This is a genomic window from Microbacterium gorillae, from assembly GCF_000826185.2.
GTDB lineage: Bacteria > Actinomycetota > Actinomycetes > Actinomycetales > Microbacteriaceae > Microbacterium > Microbacterium gorillae.
The window spans coordinates 565,930-580,638 of the sequence record NZ_LN648873.1 but is presented as its reverse complement, the minus strand read 5'-3'; the positions used below and the strand labels follow the sequence as shown (position 1 = coordinate 580,638).

The window sequence follows — 14,709 nt, the reverse complement described above, 5'->3', positions numbered from 1 at the left end:
GGGTGCCCATTGTTCCTGTTTCCGACACCGGCAAACTCACCGTTCGTGGCGCCCGCGTCCACAACCTCCACAACGTCGACCTCGACATCCCGCGGGACGCGATGGTGGTCTTCACGGGGCTGTCCGGGTCGGGCAAATCGAGCCTGGCCTTCGACACGATCTTCGCCGAAGGGCAGCGCCGCTACGTCGAGTCGCTGAGCGCGTACGCCCGGCAGTTCCTGGGACAGGTGGACCGTCCCGACGTCGATTTCATCGAGGGATTGAGCCCCGCTGTCTCTATCGACCAGAAGTCGACGAACCGCAACCCGCGCTCCACCGTGGGCACGATCACCGAGATCTACGACTACATGCGTCTGCTCTGGGCTCGTGTCGGCGTGCCGCACTGCCCCGAATGCGGTGCCGTCATCGAGCGGCAGACCGTTCAGCAGATCGCCGACCAGCTGATGGAGTTGCCCGAGCGCACGCGCTTCCAGGTCGTCGCGCCGATCGTCTCGCAGAAGAAGGGCGAGTTCGTCGACCTCTTCAAGGAGCTCGGCGCGAAGGGCTTCTCCCGCGCCATCGTCGACGGCGAGATGGTGCAGCTCGCCGAGGCGCCGAAGCTCAAGAAGAGCTACAAGCATGACATCTCCGTCGTCGTGGACCGACTGGTCGCGGCGCCCGAGATCCTCGGTCGCGTCACCGACTCCCTCGAGACCGCGCTGGGGCTCACCGACGGCATCGTAATGGTCAACTTCGTGGACGAGACCGGCGACGCCGCGTGGCAGTCGTTCTCGGAGAAGCTCGCCTGCCCGAACGGACACCCGGTGCAGCTGACCGAGGTCGAGCCGCGGACGTTCTCCTTCAACGCGCCGTTCGGCGCCTGCCCGGCCTGCTCGGGCCTCGGCACGCGAATGTCGGTGGACACCGAGCTCATCCTGGCCGACGAGGAGCTCTCCATCAACGAGGGCGTCATCGTCCCGTGGACCACGCAGGGCAAGGGGCTGTACCAGTACTACGAGCGCCTGCTCACCGGTCTCGCCGACGACCTGGACTTCTCGCTGGACACGCCGTGGCACAAGCTGCACTCGTCGGTGCAGGAGGCGGTGCTGCGCGGCGACAACTTCAAGGTCACGGTGAAGTGGCGCAACCGGTACGGCCGTGAGATGCGGTACACGTCCGGCTTCGAGGGCGTGATCCCGTACATCGAGCGCCAGTTCGCCCAGGCCGAGTCGGACACGCAGCGCCAGCGCTGGTCCGAGTACCTCCGCGAGGTGCCGTGCCCGGTCTGCGATGGCGCGCGCCTGAAGCCGGAGGTGCTCGCGGTCAAGGTCGCCGGGCGGTCCATCGCGGACATCACCTGGCTGAGTCTCACCGACGCGTTCGAGTTCTTCACCTCGGTGCAGCTCACCGAGCGGGAGGCGAAGATCGCCGCCCAGGTGCTCCGCGAGATCCGCCTGCGCCTGGAGTTCCTGATCCAGGTCGGTCTGAACTACCTCGACCTGGCCCGCTCGGCCGGCACGCTCTCCGGTGGGGAGGCCCAGCGCATCCGCCTGGCCACGCAGATCGGCTCGGGTCTGACCGGCGTGCTCTACGTCCTGGACGAACCCTCGATCGGTCTGCACCAGCGCGACAACCGACGCCTCATCGAGACCCTCGCCACCCTGCGGGACCTCGGCAACACGCTCATCGTCGTCGAGCACGACGAGGAGACGATCGAGGCCGCGGACTGGATCGTCGACATCGGTCCGGGCGCCGGCGTCAACGGCGGCACGGTCGTGCACTCCGGTCCGTACCGCGAGCTGCTGGCGGAGAAGAAGTCCCTCACCGGCGACTACCTCTCCGGACGCCGCAACATCGCGTTGCCCACCAAGCGTCGCCGCATCAACAAGAAGCGTCAGCTCAGCGTCGTCGGGGCCCGCGCCAACAACCTGAAGAACGTCACCGCGGACTTCCCGCTCGGCGTGCTCACCGCCGTCACCGGCGTGAGCGGGTCCGGCAAGTCCTCGCTCGTCAACGACATCCTGTACCAGGTGCTCGCATCGCGCCTGAACGGTGCCCGCACGGTGCCGGGCAAGCACACGCGCGTCACCGGTCTGGATGAGCTGGACAAGGTCGTGCACGTCGACCAGGCACCGATCGGCCGCACCCCGCGCTCGAACCCGGCCACCTACACCGGTGTCTTCGACCGCATCCGCACCCTGTTCAGCGAGACACCGGAGGCGAAGGTCCGCGGCTACCTGCCCGGGCGGTTCAGCTTCAACGTCAAGGGTGGGCGCTGCGAGGCGTGCTCCGGCGACGGCACGATTAAGATCGAGATGAACTTCCTCCCGGACGTCTACGTCGACTGCGAGGTGTGCGGCGGCAAGCGGTACAACCGCGACACCCTCGCCGTGCACTACAAGGGCAAGAACGTCGCCGAGGTGCTCGAAATGCCGATCGCCGAGGCTGCGGAGTTCTTCGAGCCGATCCAGGCGATCCACCGCTACCTGAAGACGCTCGTGGACGTCGGGCTCGGTTACGTCCGCCTCGGCCAGTCCGCCACCACGCTCTCCGGTGGTGAGGCACAGCGCGTCAAGCTCGCCACGGAGCTGCAGCGTCGATCGAACGGCCGCAGCGTCTACGTGTTGGACGAACCGACCACGGGCCTGCACTTCGAGGACGTCCGCAAGCTGCTCGAGGTGCTGAACGGCCTCGTGGACAAGGGCAACACGGTGATCGTGATCGAGCACAACCTCGACGTGATCAAATCCGCGGACTGGATCATCGACCTCGGTCCCGAGGGCGGTTCCGGCGGTGGCGAGATCGTCGCGATCGGCACGCCCGAGCAGGTCGCCGACAACCCGGACAGCCACACCGGCGTGTTCCTGGCGGAGGTGCTGGAGCGGGAGTCCCTCCGGAAGGCCGGCTGATGGCGAACCATCTCCCGTACAAGCCGAAGGCGGGGGAGATCCCCACTGACCCGGGCGTCTACCGGTTCCGCGACGCGTCCGGACGCGTGCTGTACGTCGGCAAAGCGAAGAGTCTGCGCCAGCGACTGTCGAACTACTTCGCCCCGCTGCGGACGCTGCACGAGCGCACGCGCCGGATGGTGACCAGCGCCGCCAGTGTCGAGTGGACCGTGGTCGGCACGGACGTCGAAGCGCTCCAGCTGGAGTACATGTGGATCAAGCAGTTCGATCCGCCCTTCAACGTCCGCTACAAGGACGACAAGTCCTACCCCTACATGGCCATCACCCTCGCGGACGAGGCCCCTCGAGTGATCGTGACGCGCAACCACAACATCCGCGGGGCGCGCTACTTCGGTCCGTACCCCAAGGTCTGGGCGGTGCACGACACCATCGATCAGATGATCAAGGTCTTCCCGATCCGTACGTGCAGCGATTCCAGCTACCGCAAGGCGATGGCCTCCGGTCGGCCGTGCTTCCCGGGGCAGATCGGCAAGTGCGGGGGACCGTGCTCGATGAAGGTCACGATCGAGGAGCACCGCAAGATCGTCAATGACTTCATCGCCTTCATGTCGGGCTCCGACCAACGCTTCCGCACGGACCTGACCCGGAAGATGAAAGCCGCCTCGGTCGCCATGGACTACGAGGCGGCGGCGTCATATCGCGACAAGCTCGGCTCGATCGACGCCGTGCTCAGCCGCAGCGCCCTGGTGCTGGATCCGAAGGACGACGCGGACCTGTTCGGGATCGCCGAGGACGAGCTCTCCGCGGCGGTGCAGCAGTTCATCGTGCGCGGCGGCCGGGTCCGCGGTGTCCGGGCCACCACGATCGAGAAGGAGATCGACATCTCCGGGGCCGAACTGGTCGCCCAGTTGCTGCAGCGTGAGTACGGCGAGGCGGACGCAGCCGACATCCCCCGCCGAGTCCTCGTTCCGACGCTGCCGGAGGGCGTCGACGAGCTCCAGGTCTGGCTGCAGGACCGACGCGGCAAGCGCGTGGACGTCAAGGTTCCGCAACGCGGTCGGATGTCCGATCTCGCCCGCACCGCCGACGTCAACGCCCGCCAGGCGCTGCTGCTGCACAAGACGCGGCGCTCGAGCGACTACGTCGCGCGGACGCAGGCGCTCACCGACCTGCAGGAGGCTCTGGGGTTGGCCGAAGCGCCCCTCCGCATCGAGTGCTACGACATCTCCCACCTGTCCGGGACGAACGTGGTGGCTTCGATGGTCGTGTTCGAGGACGGTTTGCCCCGCAAGGACCAGTACCGCACCTTCTCGATCGCCGAGACGACCGACGACACCGACTCGATGTACCAGACGCTCATGCGGCGACTCGCCCGGCTGGACGAACCCGAACCGGAGGAGGACGAGGAAGCACCGACGAAGCGCCGACGGTTCTCCTACCCGCCGCAGCTGCTGCTGGTCGACGGTGGCCAGCCGCAGGTCGCGGCCGCGGCGCGCGCCCTGCGCGACTCCGGGCGCACCGATATCGCCCTGGCCGGCATCGCCAAGCGGCTGGAGGAGATCTGGTTGCCGGATGATGACTTCCCCGTGATCCTGCCGCGCACGTCGGAGGCGCTGTACCTCGTCCAACGCCTGCGTGACGAGGCCCATCGTTTCGCGATCAGTCACCAGCGCCGCAAGCGGCGCCGTGACATCACGACGATCCTCGCCGACGTCCCCGGACTGGGGGAGGCGCGGATCAAGGCGCTGCTGAAGCACTTCGGGTCCGTCGCGCGGCTGAAGCAGGCCACGCCCGAGGAGATCACCGAGGTGGCCGGTATCGGTCCGGCGCTGGCCGGGTCCATCCACGCGCATCTTTCGGCTGGCTAGACTGGAAGCGAGCGAAGGAGGTCGCGTGGACCAGCCCGTCGAGCGATCCGGAGAGGTCCTGATCGTCACCGGAATGTCCGGCGCCGGACGATCGACCGTGGCGAACGCCTTGGAGGACCTCGACTGGTACGTCGTGGACAATCTGCCGCCCCAGATGCTGCGGCCGCTGCTGGATCTGTCCGGGCTCGGTGCGATGCCGCGCGTCGCCGCGGTCGTCGACGTTCGCGGCCGCAACCTCTTCTCGACGCTGCCCGACGTCATGCACCAGTTGCGTGACCGCTCGGATGTGCGGGTGGTGTTCCTGGACGCCGCCGACGACGTGCTGGTGCGCCGCTTCGAGGCGGTTCGACGCCCGCACCCGCTGCAGGGTCAGGGCACCATCCTGGACGGCATTCACCGCGAGCGAGAGCGATCACGGGCGATCCGTGAGGCATCCGACATCGTCATCGACACCTCGAACTACAACGTCCATCAGCTCGTGACCCACGTCGGGGACCTGTTCAGTGAGGCCGGTTCCGCCCGCCACACCCTCACGGTGATGAGCTTCGGGTTCAAGTACGGTGTTCCCACGGACACCGACTTCGTCGCGGACATGCGCTTCCTGCCGAACCCGTTCTGGATCGAGCGGTTGCGGCCGCTGACGGGGGAGGACCCCGAAGTGTCCGAGTACGTGCTCTCCCAGCCCGGTGCGATGGAATTCATCGACGCGTATCAACGGGCGATCACGATCGCCGTGGAAGGTTTCCAGCGCGAGAACAAGTCGCACTCGACCGTCGCGATCGGCTGTACGGGTGGGAAGCACCGGTCCGTGGCGACCGCCATCGAACTCGCAACGCGGCTCAGCGGCATCCCGGATGTGGCGGTGCGGGTCAAGCATCGGGACCGCGGACGCGAGTAGACTGGCAGGTCTGCGCTTCGCGCACTTCCCCCCTGTAGACGTACTGTGGCCGGCAACGGTCGAAATGTGAGGATCATCGTGTCACTGACCGCCGACGTCAAAGGCGAGCTTGTCGCCATTCGCGATCCGCGGCCGACCGTCCGGGCAGCCGAACTGACCACCATTCTGCGCTTCGCCGGGGGACTCCACTCCATCGCCGGCCGCGTCGCCGTCGAGGCGGAGCTCGACGCCGAGGTGCTCGCTCGCCGCGTCACCCGTGACCTCGTCGAACTGTACGGAGTCCGTCCGGACGTCGCGCACATCCAGTCGTCCGGCACCCGCGGTGGCAATCACTTCGCGGTCCGCGTGATCGAGGGCGGCGAGACGCTCGCCCGCCAGACCGGCCTGCTGGACCAGCGTCGCCGACCTGTTCGTGGGCTGCCCAATCGCCTGACCACCGGCTCCCGCGCCGATCTCGCGGCCATCTGGCGCGGGGCTTTCCTCGCCGCCGGAACCCTGACCGAGCCCGGCCGTTCCGCAGCCGTGGAGATCAGCTGCCCGTCCGGCGAGGCGGCCATGGCGCTCGTGGGCGCCGCGCACCGTCTCGGTGTGGCGACCAAGGCGCGTGAAGTCCGCGGTGTTCCGCGGGTCGTCGTGCGCGAGGGCGACGCCATCCGCGCGATCCTCACGGTGATGGGCGCCGAACGCACCGCCGCCGAGTGGGACCAGATGCGCCAGCGCCGCGAAGTGCGCGCCGGCGTCAACCGCCTCGTGAACTTCGACGACGCCAACCTGCGCCGGTCCGCGCAGGCCGCCGTCGCCGCGTGCGCCCGCATCGAGCGCGCGCTGGAGATCCTCGGCGACGAGGTTCCGGACCACCTTCGCCAAGCCGGCGAGCTGCGCCTCGCCCATCGCGACGCGAGCCTGGACGAGCTCGGCCACCGCGCCGAGCCCCCACTGACCAAGGATGCCGTGGCCGGCCGGATCCGTCGCCTGCTGGCCATGGCGGACAAGCGCGCCGAGACCGACGGTGTCCCGGACACCGAGGCCGCGGTGCCTACCGGCGCCATGGACTGACACGCCCGAGAACGGCCCCCGGAATGCCTGGCATCCGGGGGCCGTTCTCGCGTGAGGAGGGGATCGTCGCGGACGGTCATGAACGGCCCGGCCGCTGCACCCGCTCACTAGGATGAGAGACGTCCGGCCCCGACCGTGTCCGGTGAAGGGGACCATCGATGGGCGCCCGATGCGGGCGCGGATAGGAAGAAGCGAACAATGGCGACGTACACGCTGCCCGAGCTGCCCTACGACTACTCGGCCCTGCAGCCGAGCATCAGCGCGCAGATCATGGAGCTGCACCACTCCAAGCACCACCAGGCCTACGTGACCGGTGCGAACACCGCCCTCGAGCAGCTGGCCGATGCCCGCTCGAAGGGCGACTTCGCGAACATCAACAAGCTCGAGAAGGACCTCGCGTTCAACCTCGGCGGCCACACCAACCACTCGATCTTCTGGACCAACATGTCCCCGGACGGTGGCGACAAGCCGACCGGTGAGCTCGAGTCCGCACTGACCGACCACTTCGGTTCGTTCGACGCCTTCCAGGCGCAGTTCCAGGCCGCCGCCCTCGGCGTCCAGGGCTCCGGCTGGGCCGGCCTGTTCTGGGACTCGATCGGCGAGAACCTGATCATCCAGCAGTTCTTCGACCAGCAGTCGCAGTTCGCCGCGGGCACCGTCCCGCTGCTGCTGCTCGATGTCTGGGAGCACGCGTACTACCTCGACTACAAGAACGTCCGCGCCGACTACGTCAAGGCGTTCTGGAACATCGCGAACTGGGACAACGTCCAGAAGCGCTTCGAGGTCGCCCGCAAGCAGGCCAACGGGCTGCTGGTACTGTCGTAAGCGGCGGAGGCGTCCCGACGGGACACCCCGTCGGGACGCCGATGTCCCCGATCTGAATCCATCAACCGCGCGCAAGCGCAACATCTCTCAGGGAGACCTACGTGTCTGTCAAGATCGGTATCAACGGCTTCGGCCGTATCGGGCGCAACTACCTCCGCGCGGCTCTCGCGCAGGGTGCTGACCTCGAAATCGTCGCGGTGAACGACCTCACCGACAACAAGACGCTCGCCCACCTGCTGAAGTACGACTCCATCCTGGGTCGTCTCGACCTGGACGTCACCTACGACGACGAGTCGATCACGGTCGGCGACGCGAAGATCAAGGTCTTCGAGGAGCGCGACCCGGCGAACCTGCCGTGGGGCGAGCTCGGCGTGGACATCGTGATCGAGTCCACCGGCCGCTTCACCAAGGCGGAGGATGCCCGCAAGCACATCGCCGGCGGCGCCAAGAAGGTCCTCATCTCGGCTCCGGCCACCGGCGAGGACCGCACCATCGTCATGGGCGTGAACCAGGACACCTACAACCCGGAGACCGACCAGATCATCTCCAACGCGTCCTGCACGACCAACTGCCTCGCACCGCTGGCGAAGGTCTTCAACGACAACTTCGGCATCGAGCGGGGCCTCATGACGACGGTGCACGCGTACACCGCCGACCAGAACCTCCAGGACGGCCCGCACAGCGACCTGCGTCGTGCGCGCGCCGCCGCCGTCAACATCGTGCCGACCTCCACCGGCGCCGCCAAGGCGATCGGTCTGGTCATGCCGGAGCTGAAGGGCAAGCTGGACGGATTCGCGCTGCGCGTTCCGGTCCCCACCGGCTCGATCACCGACCTCACCGTCGTCGCCTCCCGCGAGGTGACCGTGGACGAGATCAAGGCCGCGTACAAGGCCGCCGCCGAGTCCGGTCCGCTGGCCGGCTACCTGAAGTACACCGAGGACGAGATCGTCTCCAGCGACATCGTCACCGACCCGCACTCGTCGATCTTCGACGCGGGCCTGACCCGTGTGCTGGGCAACGAGGTCAAGATCTCGGCCTGGTACGACAACGAGTGGGGCTACTCGAACCGTCTGGTCGACCTGACCGAGTTCGTGGGCGAGAGCCTGTAACGGCGATGAGCCTGCGAACCCTCTCCTCTCTCGGCGATCTGGCCGGCAAGCGCGTCATCGTCCGCTGTGATCTGAACGTCCCGCTCAAGGACGGCGTGATCACGGACGACGGCCGCGTCCGCGCCTCGCTGCCGACGCTCAACACCCTCATCAACGCCGGCGCGCGCGTGGTCGTGTGCTCGCACCTGGGCCGCCCGGAGGGCGCCCCGGACGAGCGCTACAGCCTCGCGCCGGTCGCGCAGCGCCTGTCGGAGCTGCTCGGCAAGCCGGTGGCGTTCGCCCGGGACACGGTCGGCGAGTCCGCCGCGTCCGCGGTCGAAGGCCTGCAGGACGGTGACGTCGCGGTGATCGAGAACCTCCGGTTCAACCCGGGGGAGACCTCGAAGATCGACGCGGAGCGGGAGGAGTTCGCAGGCCGTCTCGCCGCGTTCGCCGACGCGATGGTGTCCGACGGCTTCGGCGTCGTGCACCGCAAGCAGGCGAGCGTGTACGAGCTGGCCGAGGCGCTCCCGAGCGCCGCGGGCCTGCTCATCCAGAAGGAGCTCGAGGTCCTGGACCGTCTCACCGAGAACCCGGAGCGGCCCTACGCGGTCGTCCTGGGCGGTTCGAAGGTGAGCGACAAGCTCGGCGTCATCGACCACCTGCTGCCGCGGGTGAACAGCCTGCTCATCGGCGGTGGAATGCTCTTCACGTTCCTCAAGGCGCAGGGGTATCCCGTCGGCGCGAGCCTGCTCGAGGAGGACCAGCTGGACACCGTCCGCGGCTACATCGCGAAGGCCGCCGAACTCGGCGTCGAGCTGGTGCTGCCCACGGATGTCCTGGTCGCCGACCGCTTCGCCGCGGATGCCGCGTTCGAGGCCGTGTCCGCGGACGCGATCGAGTCGACCCCGGCCGGTGCCGCCGGCATCGGGCTGGACATCGGTCCGGACACCGCCGCCCGCTTCGCGGAGATCATCCGCGCTTCGAAGACCGTGTTCTGGAACGGTCCGATGGGCGTGTTCGAGTTCCCGAACTTCGCGAACGGCACGCGCGTCGTCGCAGAGGCGCTGACCGAGGTCGACGGCCTTTCCGTCGTCGGCGGTGGCGATTCCGCCGCCGCGGTGCGTCAGCTCGGCTTCGCCGACGACGCGTTCGGCCACATCTCCACCGGCGGTGGTGCCAGCCTGGAGTTCCTCGAAGGCAAGAAGCTTCCCGGACTGGAGGTCCTCGGATGGGCGTGACCGCTCGTACCCCGCTCATCGCGGGCAACTGGAAGATGAATCTCGACCACCTGCAGGCGGTGGCGACCGTGCAGAAGCTGCACTGGACGCTGCGGGATGCGAAGTTCGAGGACGGTTCGGTCGAGGTCGGGATCTTCCCGCCGTTCACCGATCTGCGCAGCGTCCAGACGCTCATCGACGCCGACAAGATCCCCTTCGCGCTCGGCGCGCAGGACGTCTCCGTCCACGACTCCGGCGCCTACACCGGCGAGATCTCCGGGGCGTTCCTGGCGAAGCTGCAGTGCCGCTACGTCATCATCGGCCACTCCGAGCGTCGCGAGTACCACGCGGAGACCGACGAGGTCGTGGCGGCCAAGACGAAGGCCGCACTCAAGCACGGGCTGGTCCCGGTGATCTGCGTCGGCGAGACCGCCGCGGACCTGGAGGAGCACGGCGCCGCCGCGGTTCCGGTCGGTCAGCTGCGCACTGCGCTGTCCGGTCTGGACGCGAAGGCGGACGTCGTCGTCGCATACGAGCCGGTTTGGGCGATCGGCTCCGGCCAGGCGGCGACGCCGCAGCAGGCGCAGGACGTCTGCGCCGCGCTGCGTCAGGTCATCGCGGAGGAACTCGGCGACGAGGCGGCCGCGCGCACGCGCATCCTGTACGGCGGATCGGTGAAGTCGGGCAACATCGCCTCCTTCATGCGCGAGCCCGACGTCGACGGTGCGCTGGTCGGCGGAGCGAGCCTCGTCGTGGATGAGTTCGCCGCCATCGTCCGCTTCCAGAACCACGTCGGCGTCTGACGGCGTGCGTTCCGGGACGCAACTTCCTCACCCCGTATACTGAAGGTTCGTGCGGCTGTCCGAGTCGTGCGCGAAAGGCTTTCACACCAGTGGATATCATCGAGTTCGTGCTTCAGGTGGTGCTCGGCATCACGAGCCTGTTGCTGACCCTGCTCATCCTCATGCACAAGGGCCGCGGCGGCGGGCTGTCCGACATGTTCGGCGGCGGCATGTCCTCCACGGTCGGCTCGTCCGGTCTGGCCGAGCGGAACCTCAACCGGTTCACGGTCATCCTCTCGCTGGTCTGGTTCGGCACCATCGTCGGGCTCGGCCTGCTGACGAAGTTCCAGGGTCTCTGATGGCGACCGGTGGCAACGCGATCCGCGGCACGCGGGTCGGCGCCGGCCCGATGGGCGAGCAGGACCACGGCTTCCACGCCGAGCGTGTCGCGATCTCGTACTGGGACGCCCTCGGCAACGAGACCGTCCGCTACTTCGCAGCCAATGTACCGGCGGAGGAGATCCCGGAGACGATCGACAGCCCGCACTCCGGGTTGCCGGCTGGCCAGGACAAGGACAACCCGCCGATGGTCGCCAAGCCCGAGCCGTACAAGACGCACCTCGCCTACGTGAAGGAGCGCCGCAGCGATGAGGAGGCGACCTCTCTCCTGGAGGACGCCCTCACGCAGCTGCGCGAGCGTCGCGGCCTCTGATTTTCTGACTGACACCGCGAGACACCCAGGCACGTCCGAGAAACCCCGCAACGCGGAGTGTTTCGGACGTGCCTGGGTGTTTCGCGATCAGAAGTCGGGGTCGATGAGCTCGGGGGGCACTTCGCCGGCCGCGGCCTCGTCCACGATGATCACCGTGCGGACGGTGCCCTTGGCGCCGGCGGCGGGAACCGATGCGTAGCTCGCCCCGGCCAGGATCAGTCCCAGCGCACCGGCCTTCTCCGCGCCGGAGACGACCATCCACACGCGCAGTGAGGCGTTGATGACCGGGCGCGTCAGCGTGATGCGCTCGGGCGGAGGCTTGGGGGAGTTGCGCACCGGGAGTGCCGTGCGGTCGGTGACCAGGATCTCGTCGCGGTCCGGGAACAGCGACGCGATGTGTCCGTCCGGGCCGACGCCGAGGAACGTGACGTCGAAGATCGGGTAGGGGCGCGCGTCGGATCCGAAGCGGGCGAGTTCGGCGGCGTAGTGCTCCGCGGCCGCGTCCAGGTCCATGCCGTCGTCGGTTGCGGGCATCTCGTGCACGTTCTCCGCCGGAATCGCGATGCGCTCGATGAAGGCCTCGCGAGCCTGACGGGCGTTGCGGTCACCGTCCGCGCGCGGAACGAAGCGTTCGTCGCTCCACCACAGGTGCACACGCGACCAGTCGATCATCTCGTGCATCGGGTTGTCCGCGGTCGCCCGCAGCACGGCGATGCCCATCGTCCCCCCGGTGAGCGAGACGTGGACGTCCCGCTCCTCGGCGAGACCGAGCGCGACCTTTCCCAGGAACCGCGCTGCGACACTCGTCGCGAGGGTCTCCGGGTCCGGGACGACGACGACACTCTTCTCAGCCATATGCGTGCTTCCCCCTAGCGCTGGTGTGTGGACGCCGGGCCGAGCAGGCGCCATCCGTCCGAGATGACTCGACCGTAGAGCAGATCCGCGTCCAAGCGGCGCAGTTCCTCGGCGAGGCACTCGCGCAGGCTCCGCCGCGGCAGCAACAGATCATGAGCCGGTTGTCCGGGCTGCGTCAAGCGGGCGATTCCGGGTTCCGGACGCTCCAGAACGATGTCGCCGGATGCCCGGGTGAGTCGGACGGACTTGATGCCCTCGCCCCATTCGTCCCGGTCCGCATACCGCCAGGACACCGGCGCGTCCAGCAGCAAGCGCAGCCACGCCGCGAGAAGACCCGTCGAGGGGGAGTCACTGGCGCCGGTCACTTCGACGGCGGTCACTTCCTCGTACGGCGGCTGATCGAGCACGGCGGCGAGCTGCTCACGCCAGTGCGTCAGGCGCGTCCAGGCGAGGTCGGTGTCACCGGGGGCGGAAGCGCCCGCCAGCGCTGCCACCCGATCGACGTCGTGCGGCAGCGTGGAAGCGTCCGTGATGCGACGCTGGGCGATGCGGCCGAGTGGGCTCTCGGACGGTCGGTGCGGCGGGTGATCCGGCCACCACACGACGACCGGGGCGTCCGGCAGCAGGAGCCCCGTGACGAGGCTCTCCTCGTTGGACGCCGCGTCGCCGTGCGCGCGCAGGACCACGACCTCGCTGGCACCCGCGTCGCCGCCGACGCGGATCTGCGCGTCCAGGCGCGGGTCACCGCTCTCGTCGGTCGTGAGCACGATCACGCGCATCGGGTGCTCACGGGAGGCGTCGTTGGCCGCCTCGATCGCGGCCTCCATCACCTCGTCGCGCGTCGCGATGATGAGGGTCAGCACACGGCCGAGGGCGACGGCACCGCCCTCCTCGCGCACCTTCACCAGATGCTTGGCGACCTGAGAGACCGTGGTGTCGGGAAGATCGAAGATCACGGGCGCCTCCAGACACGACCGTCGCGGGCCAACAGGTCGTCGGCCGATGCGGGCCCCCAGGAACCAGGGTCATACTGCTCCAGCGGACCGCCCTCGGCGGCCCAGAACTCCTCGATCGGGTCGAGGATGCGCCAGGACAGCTCGACCTCCTCGTGTCGGGGGAACAGCGGCGGGTCCCCGAGGAGGACGTCGAGGATGAGTCGCTCGTACGCCTCCGGGCTGGCCTCCGTGAACGCGTGGCCGTAGCCGAAGTCCATCGTCACGTCGCGGACCTCGGTTCCGGCACCCGGCACCTTGGAACCGAACCGGAGCGTGACGCCCTCGTCCGGCTGGATGCGGATCACCAGCGCGTTCTGACCGAGCTCCGAGCTCTGCGATCGGGAGAACAGGTGCTCCGGCGCCTTCTTGAACACCACGGCGACCTCGGTGACACGGCGGCCGAGACGCTTGCCGGTGCGAAGGTAGAAGGGCACCCCGGCCCAGCGGCGGGTGTCGATCTCGAGCTTGATGGCGGCGTAGGTCTCGGTCGTGGACTGCGGGTTCATGCCGTCCTCCTCGAGGAAGCCGAGCACCTGCTCGCCCCCCTGCCATCCGCCGGCGTACTGGCCGCGTGCGGTCGCGGTGGCGAGGTCCGCCGGGAGCGAGACGGCTGCGAGCACCTTCTCCTTCTCCGCACGGAGGTCCTTCGCGTCCAGGCTGATCGGCTCCTCCATCGCGGTCAGGGCGAGCAGCTGCAGGAGGTGGTTCTGGATGACGTCACGGGCGGCACCGATGCCGTCGTAGTACCCCGCACGTCCGCCGACGCCGATGTCCTCGGCCATCGTGATCTGCACGTGATCGACGTAGTTGCGGTTCCACAGCGGCTCGTACAGCTCGTTGGCGAAGCGCAGCGCCAGAATGTTCTGCACCGTCTCCTTGCCGAGGTAGTGGTCGATGCGGAAGATCGAGTCGGCTGGGAAGGCGGATTCCAACGCCTCGTTGAGGGCCCGCGCGGAGGCGAGGTCGTCGCCGAACGGCTTCTCGATCACGACGCGACGCCAGTGGTCGGGGTCGTTGGTTCCGTCGACCAGCCCGGACTCGCGCAGCTGCCGGGTCACGACGGGGAAGTCCTTCGGCGGAATGGACAGGTAGAACGCGTGGTTGCCCATCGTGCCGCGTTCGACGTCCAGTACGTCGAGGGTCTCCTTCAGGCGTGCGAACGCGTCCGCGTCGTCGAACGTTCCCTGGACGAAGCGGATGCCCTCGCAGAGCTGGTTCCACGTGTCCTCGCGGAACTCCGTCCGAGCTCCGGCCTTGACGGCGTCGTGGACCACCTGGGCGAAGTCCTGGTCCTCCCACTCGCGCCGGGCGAAACCGACCAGGGCGAATCCGGGCGGCAGCAGACCGCGGTTGGCGAGGTCGTAGACGGCTGGCATGAGCTTCTTGCGGCTCAGGTCTCCGGTCACGCCGAAGATCACCAGGGCGCTCGGTCCGGCGATGCGGTTGAGCCGGCGATCGTCGGGGTCGCGCAGCGGGTTGTGCCCGCGGGAGATGGGTGAGGTCATCAGTGGGGGTGGGTTTT

The 14,709-nt window shown here is 68.3% G+C and carries 13 protein-coding genes; 10 read left to right on the top strand and 3 right to left on the bottom strand.

Annotated features, from left to right (window positions below; all coding sequences use genetic code 11):
- The first annotated feature begins 2 nt into the window (after positions 1-2).
- From uvrA to BN1193_RS05675, 10 genes are all read left to right on the top strand, one after another.
- On the top strand, positions 3-2,888 hold the full coding sequence (gene uvrA, locus BN1193_RS05720; protein WP_040164542.1) for an excinuclease ABC subunit UvrA: 2,886 nt from the start codon (positions 3-5) through the stop codon (positions 2,886-2,888).
- Complete coding sequence (gene uvrC, locus BN1193_RS05715) at positions 2,888-4,756, top strand: excinuclease ABC subunit UvrC (protein ID WP_040164540.1); 1,869 nt, start codon at positions 2,888-2,890, stop codon at positions 4,754-4,756. Before uvrA ends, uvrC begins: the two co-directional genes overlap by 1 nt.
- Before the next feature lie 25 nt (positions 4,757-4,781).
- Positions 4,782-5,654: an RNase adapter RapZ gene (gene rapZ / locus BN1193_RS05710; protein WP_040164539.1), complete on the top strand. Its 873-nt coding sequence runs from the start codon at positions 4,782-4,784 to the stop codon at positions 5,652-5,654.
- A gap of 78 nt (positions 5,655-5,732) precedes the next feature.
- Complete coding sequence (gene whiA / locus BN1193_RS05705; RefSeq protein WP_040164779.1) at positions 5,733-6,710, top strand: DNA-binding protein WhiA; 978 nt, start codon at positions 5,733-5,735, stop codon at positions 6,708-6,710.
- Positions 6,711-6,908: 198 nt separating this feature from the next.
- Positions 6,909-7,535 carry a superoxide dismutase gene (locus BN1193_RS05700; RefSeq protein WP_040164537.1) on the top strand — a complete coding sequence of 209 codons (627 nt, stop codon included), beginning with the start codon at positions 6,909-6,911 and terminating at the stop codon, positions 7,533-7,535.
- Positions 7,536-7,636: 101 nt separating this feature from the next.
- Entirely contained in the window at positions 7,637-8,644 is a 1,008-nt protein-coding gene (gene gap / locus BN1193_RS05695) for a type I glyceraldehyde-3-phosphate dehydrogenase (protein WP_040164535.1), read from the top strand.
- Between the two features lie 5 nt (positions 8,645-8,649).
- Positions 8,650-9,864, top strand: a complete 1,215-nt coding sequence (locus tag BN1193_RS05690) for a phosphoglycerate kinase (RefSeq protein WP_040164533.1) — start codon at positions 8,650-8,652, stop codon at positions 9,862-9,864.
- Complete coding sequence (gene tpiA / locus BN1193_RS05685; protein ID WP_040164531.1) at positions 9,855-10,646, top strand: triose-phosphate isomerase; 792 nt, start codon at positions 9,855-9,857, stop codon at positions 10,644-10,646. The genes BN1193_RS05690 and tpiA overlap by 10 nt, the downstream gene beginning before the upstream one ends.
- An 89-nt stretch (positions 10,647-10,735) precedes the next feature.
- The gene (secG, locus tag BN1193_RS05680) at positions 10,736-10,984 is read left to right on the top strand and encodes a preprotein translocase subunit SecG (protein ID WP_040164529.1); all 249 of its coding nucleotides are present in this window, start codon (positions 10,736-10,738) and stop codon (positions 10,982-10,984) included.
- Positions 10,984-11,337, top strand: coding sequence for an RNA polymerase-binding protein RbpA (locus BN1193_RS05675; RefSeq protein ID WP_040164527.1), 354 nt, complete (start codon positions 10,984-10,986; stop codon positions 11,335-11,337). Before secG ends, BN1193_RS05675 begins: the two co-directional genes overlap by 1 nt.
- An 87-nt stretch (positions 11,338-11,424) precedes the next feature.
- On the opposite strand, the gene pgl is transcribed toward BN1193_RS05675, so the two are convergent.
- The 3 genes from pgl to zwf are packed head-to-tail and all read right to left on the bottom strand — an operon-like array spanning position 11,425 to position 14,692.
- Positions 11,425-12,192, bottom strand: a complete 768-nt coding sequence (gene pgl, locus BN1193_RS05670) for a 6-phosphogluconolactonase (RefSeq protein ID WP_040164525.1) — start codon at positions 12,190-12,192, stop codon at positions 11,425-11,427.
- Between the two features lie 14 nt (positions 12,193-12,206).
- Positions 12,207-13,148 (bottom strand): glucose-6-phosphate dehydrogenase assembly protein OpcA, encoded by a 942-nt coding sequence (locus tag BN1193_RS05665; protein WP_040164524.1) that lies wholly within the window; start codon positions 13,146-13,148, stop codon positions 12,207-12,209.
- A complete protein-coding gene (gene zwf, locus BN1193_RS05660; RefSeq protein WP_040164523.1) occupies positions 13,145-14,692 on the bottom strand; it encodes a glucose-6-phosphate dehydrogenase in 1,548 nt (515 codons plus the stop codon). The genes BN1193_RS05665 and zwf overlap by 4 nt, the downstream gene beginning before the upstream one ends.
- Between the last annotated feature and the right edge of the window lie 17 nt (positions 14,693-14,709).

Excerpts from the sequence above, each read along its gene's own strand:
- pgl (WP_040164525.1), bottom strand. The coding sequence starts at position 12,192 with ATGGCTGAGAAGAGTGTCGTCGTCGTCCCGGACCCGGAGACCCTCGCG.
- tpiA (WP_040164531.1), top strand. The coding sequence starts at position 9,855 with ATGGGCGTGACCGCTCGTACCCCGCTCATCGCGGGCAACTGGAAGATG.
- BN1193_RS05690 (WP_040164533.1), top strand. The coding sequence starts at position 8,650 with ATGAGCCTGCGAACCCTCTCCTCTCTCGGCGATCTGGCCGGCAAGCGC.
- zwf (WP_040164523.1), bottom strand. The coding sequence starts at position 14,692 with ATGACCTCACCCATCTCCCGCGGGCACAACCCGCTGCGCGACCCCGAC.
- BN1193_RS05700 (WP_040164537.1), top strand. The coding sequence starts at position 6,909 with ATGGCGACGTACACGCTGCCCGAGCTGCCCTACGACTACTCGGCCCTG.
- BN1193_RS05675 (WP_040164527.1), top strand. The coding sequence starts at position 10,984 with ATGGCGACCGGTGGCAACGCGATCCGCGGCACGCGGGTCGGCGCCGGC.
- uvrC (WP_040164540.1), top strand. The coding sequence starts at position 2,888 with ATGGCGAACCATCTCCCGTACAAGCCGAAGGCGGGGGAGATCCCCACT.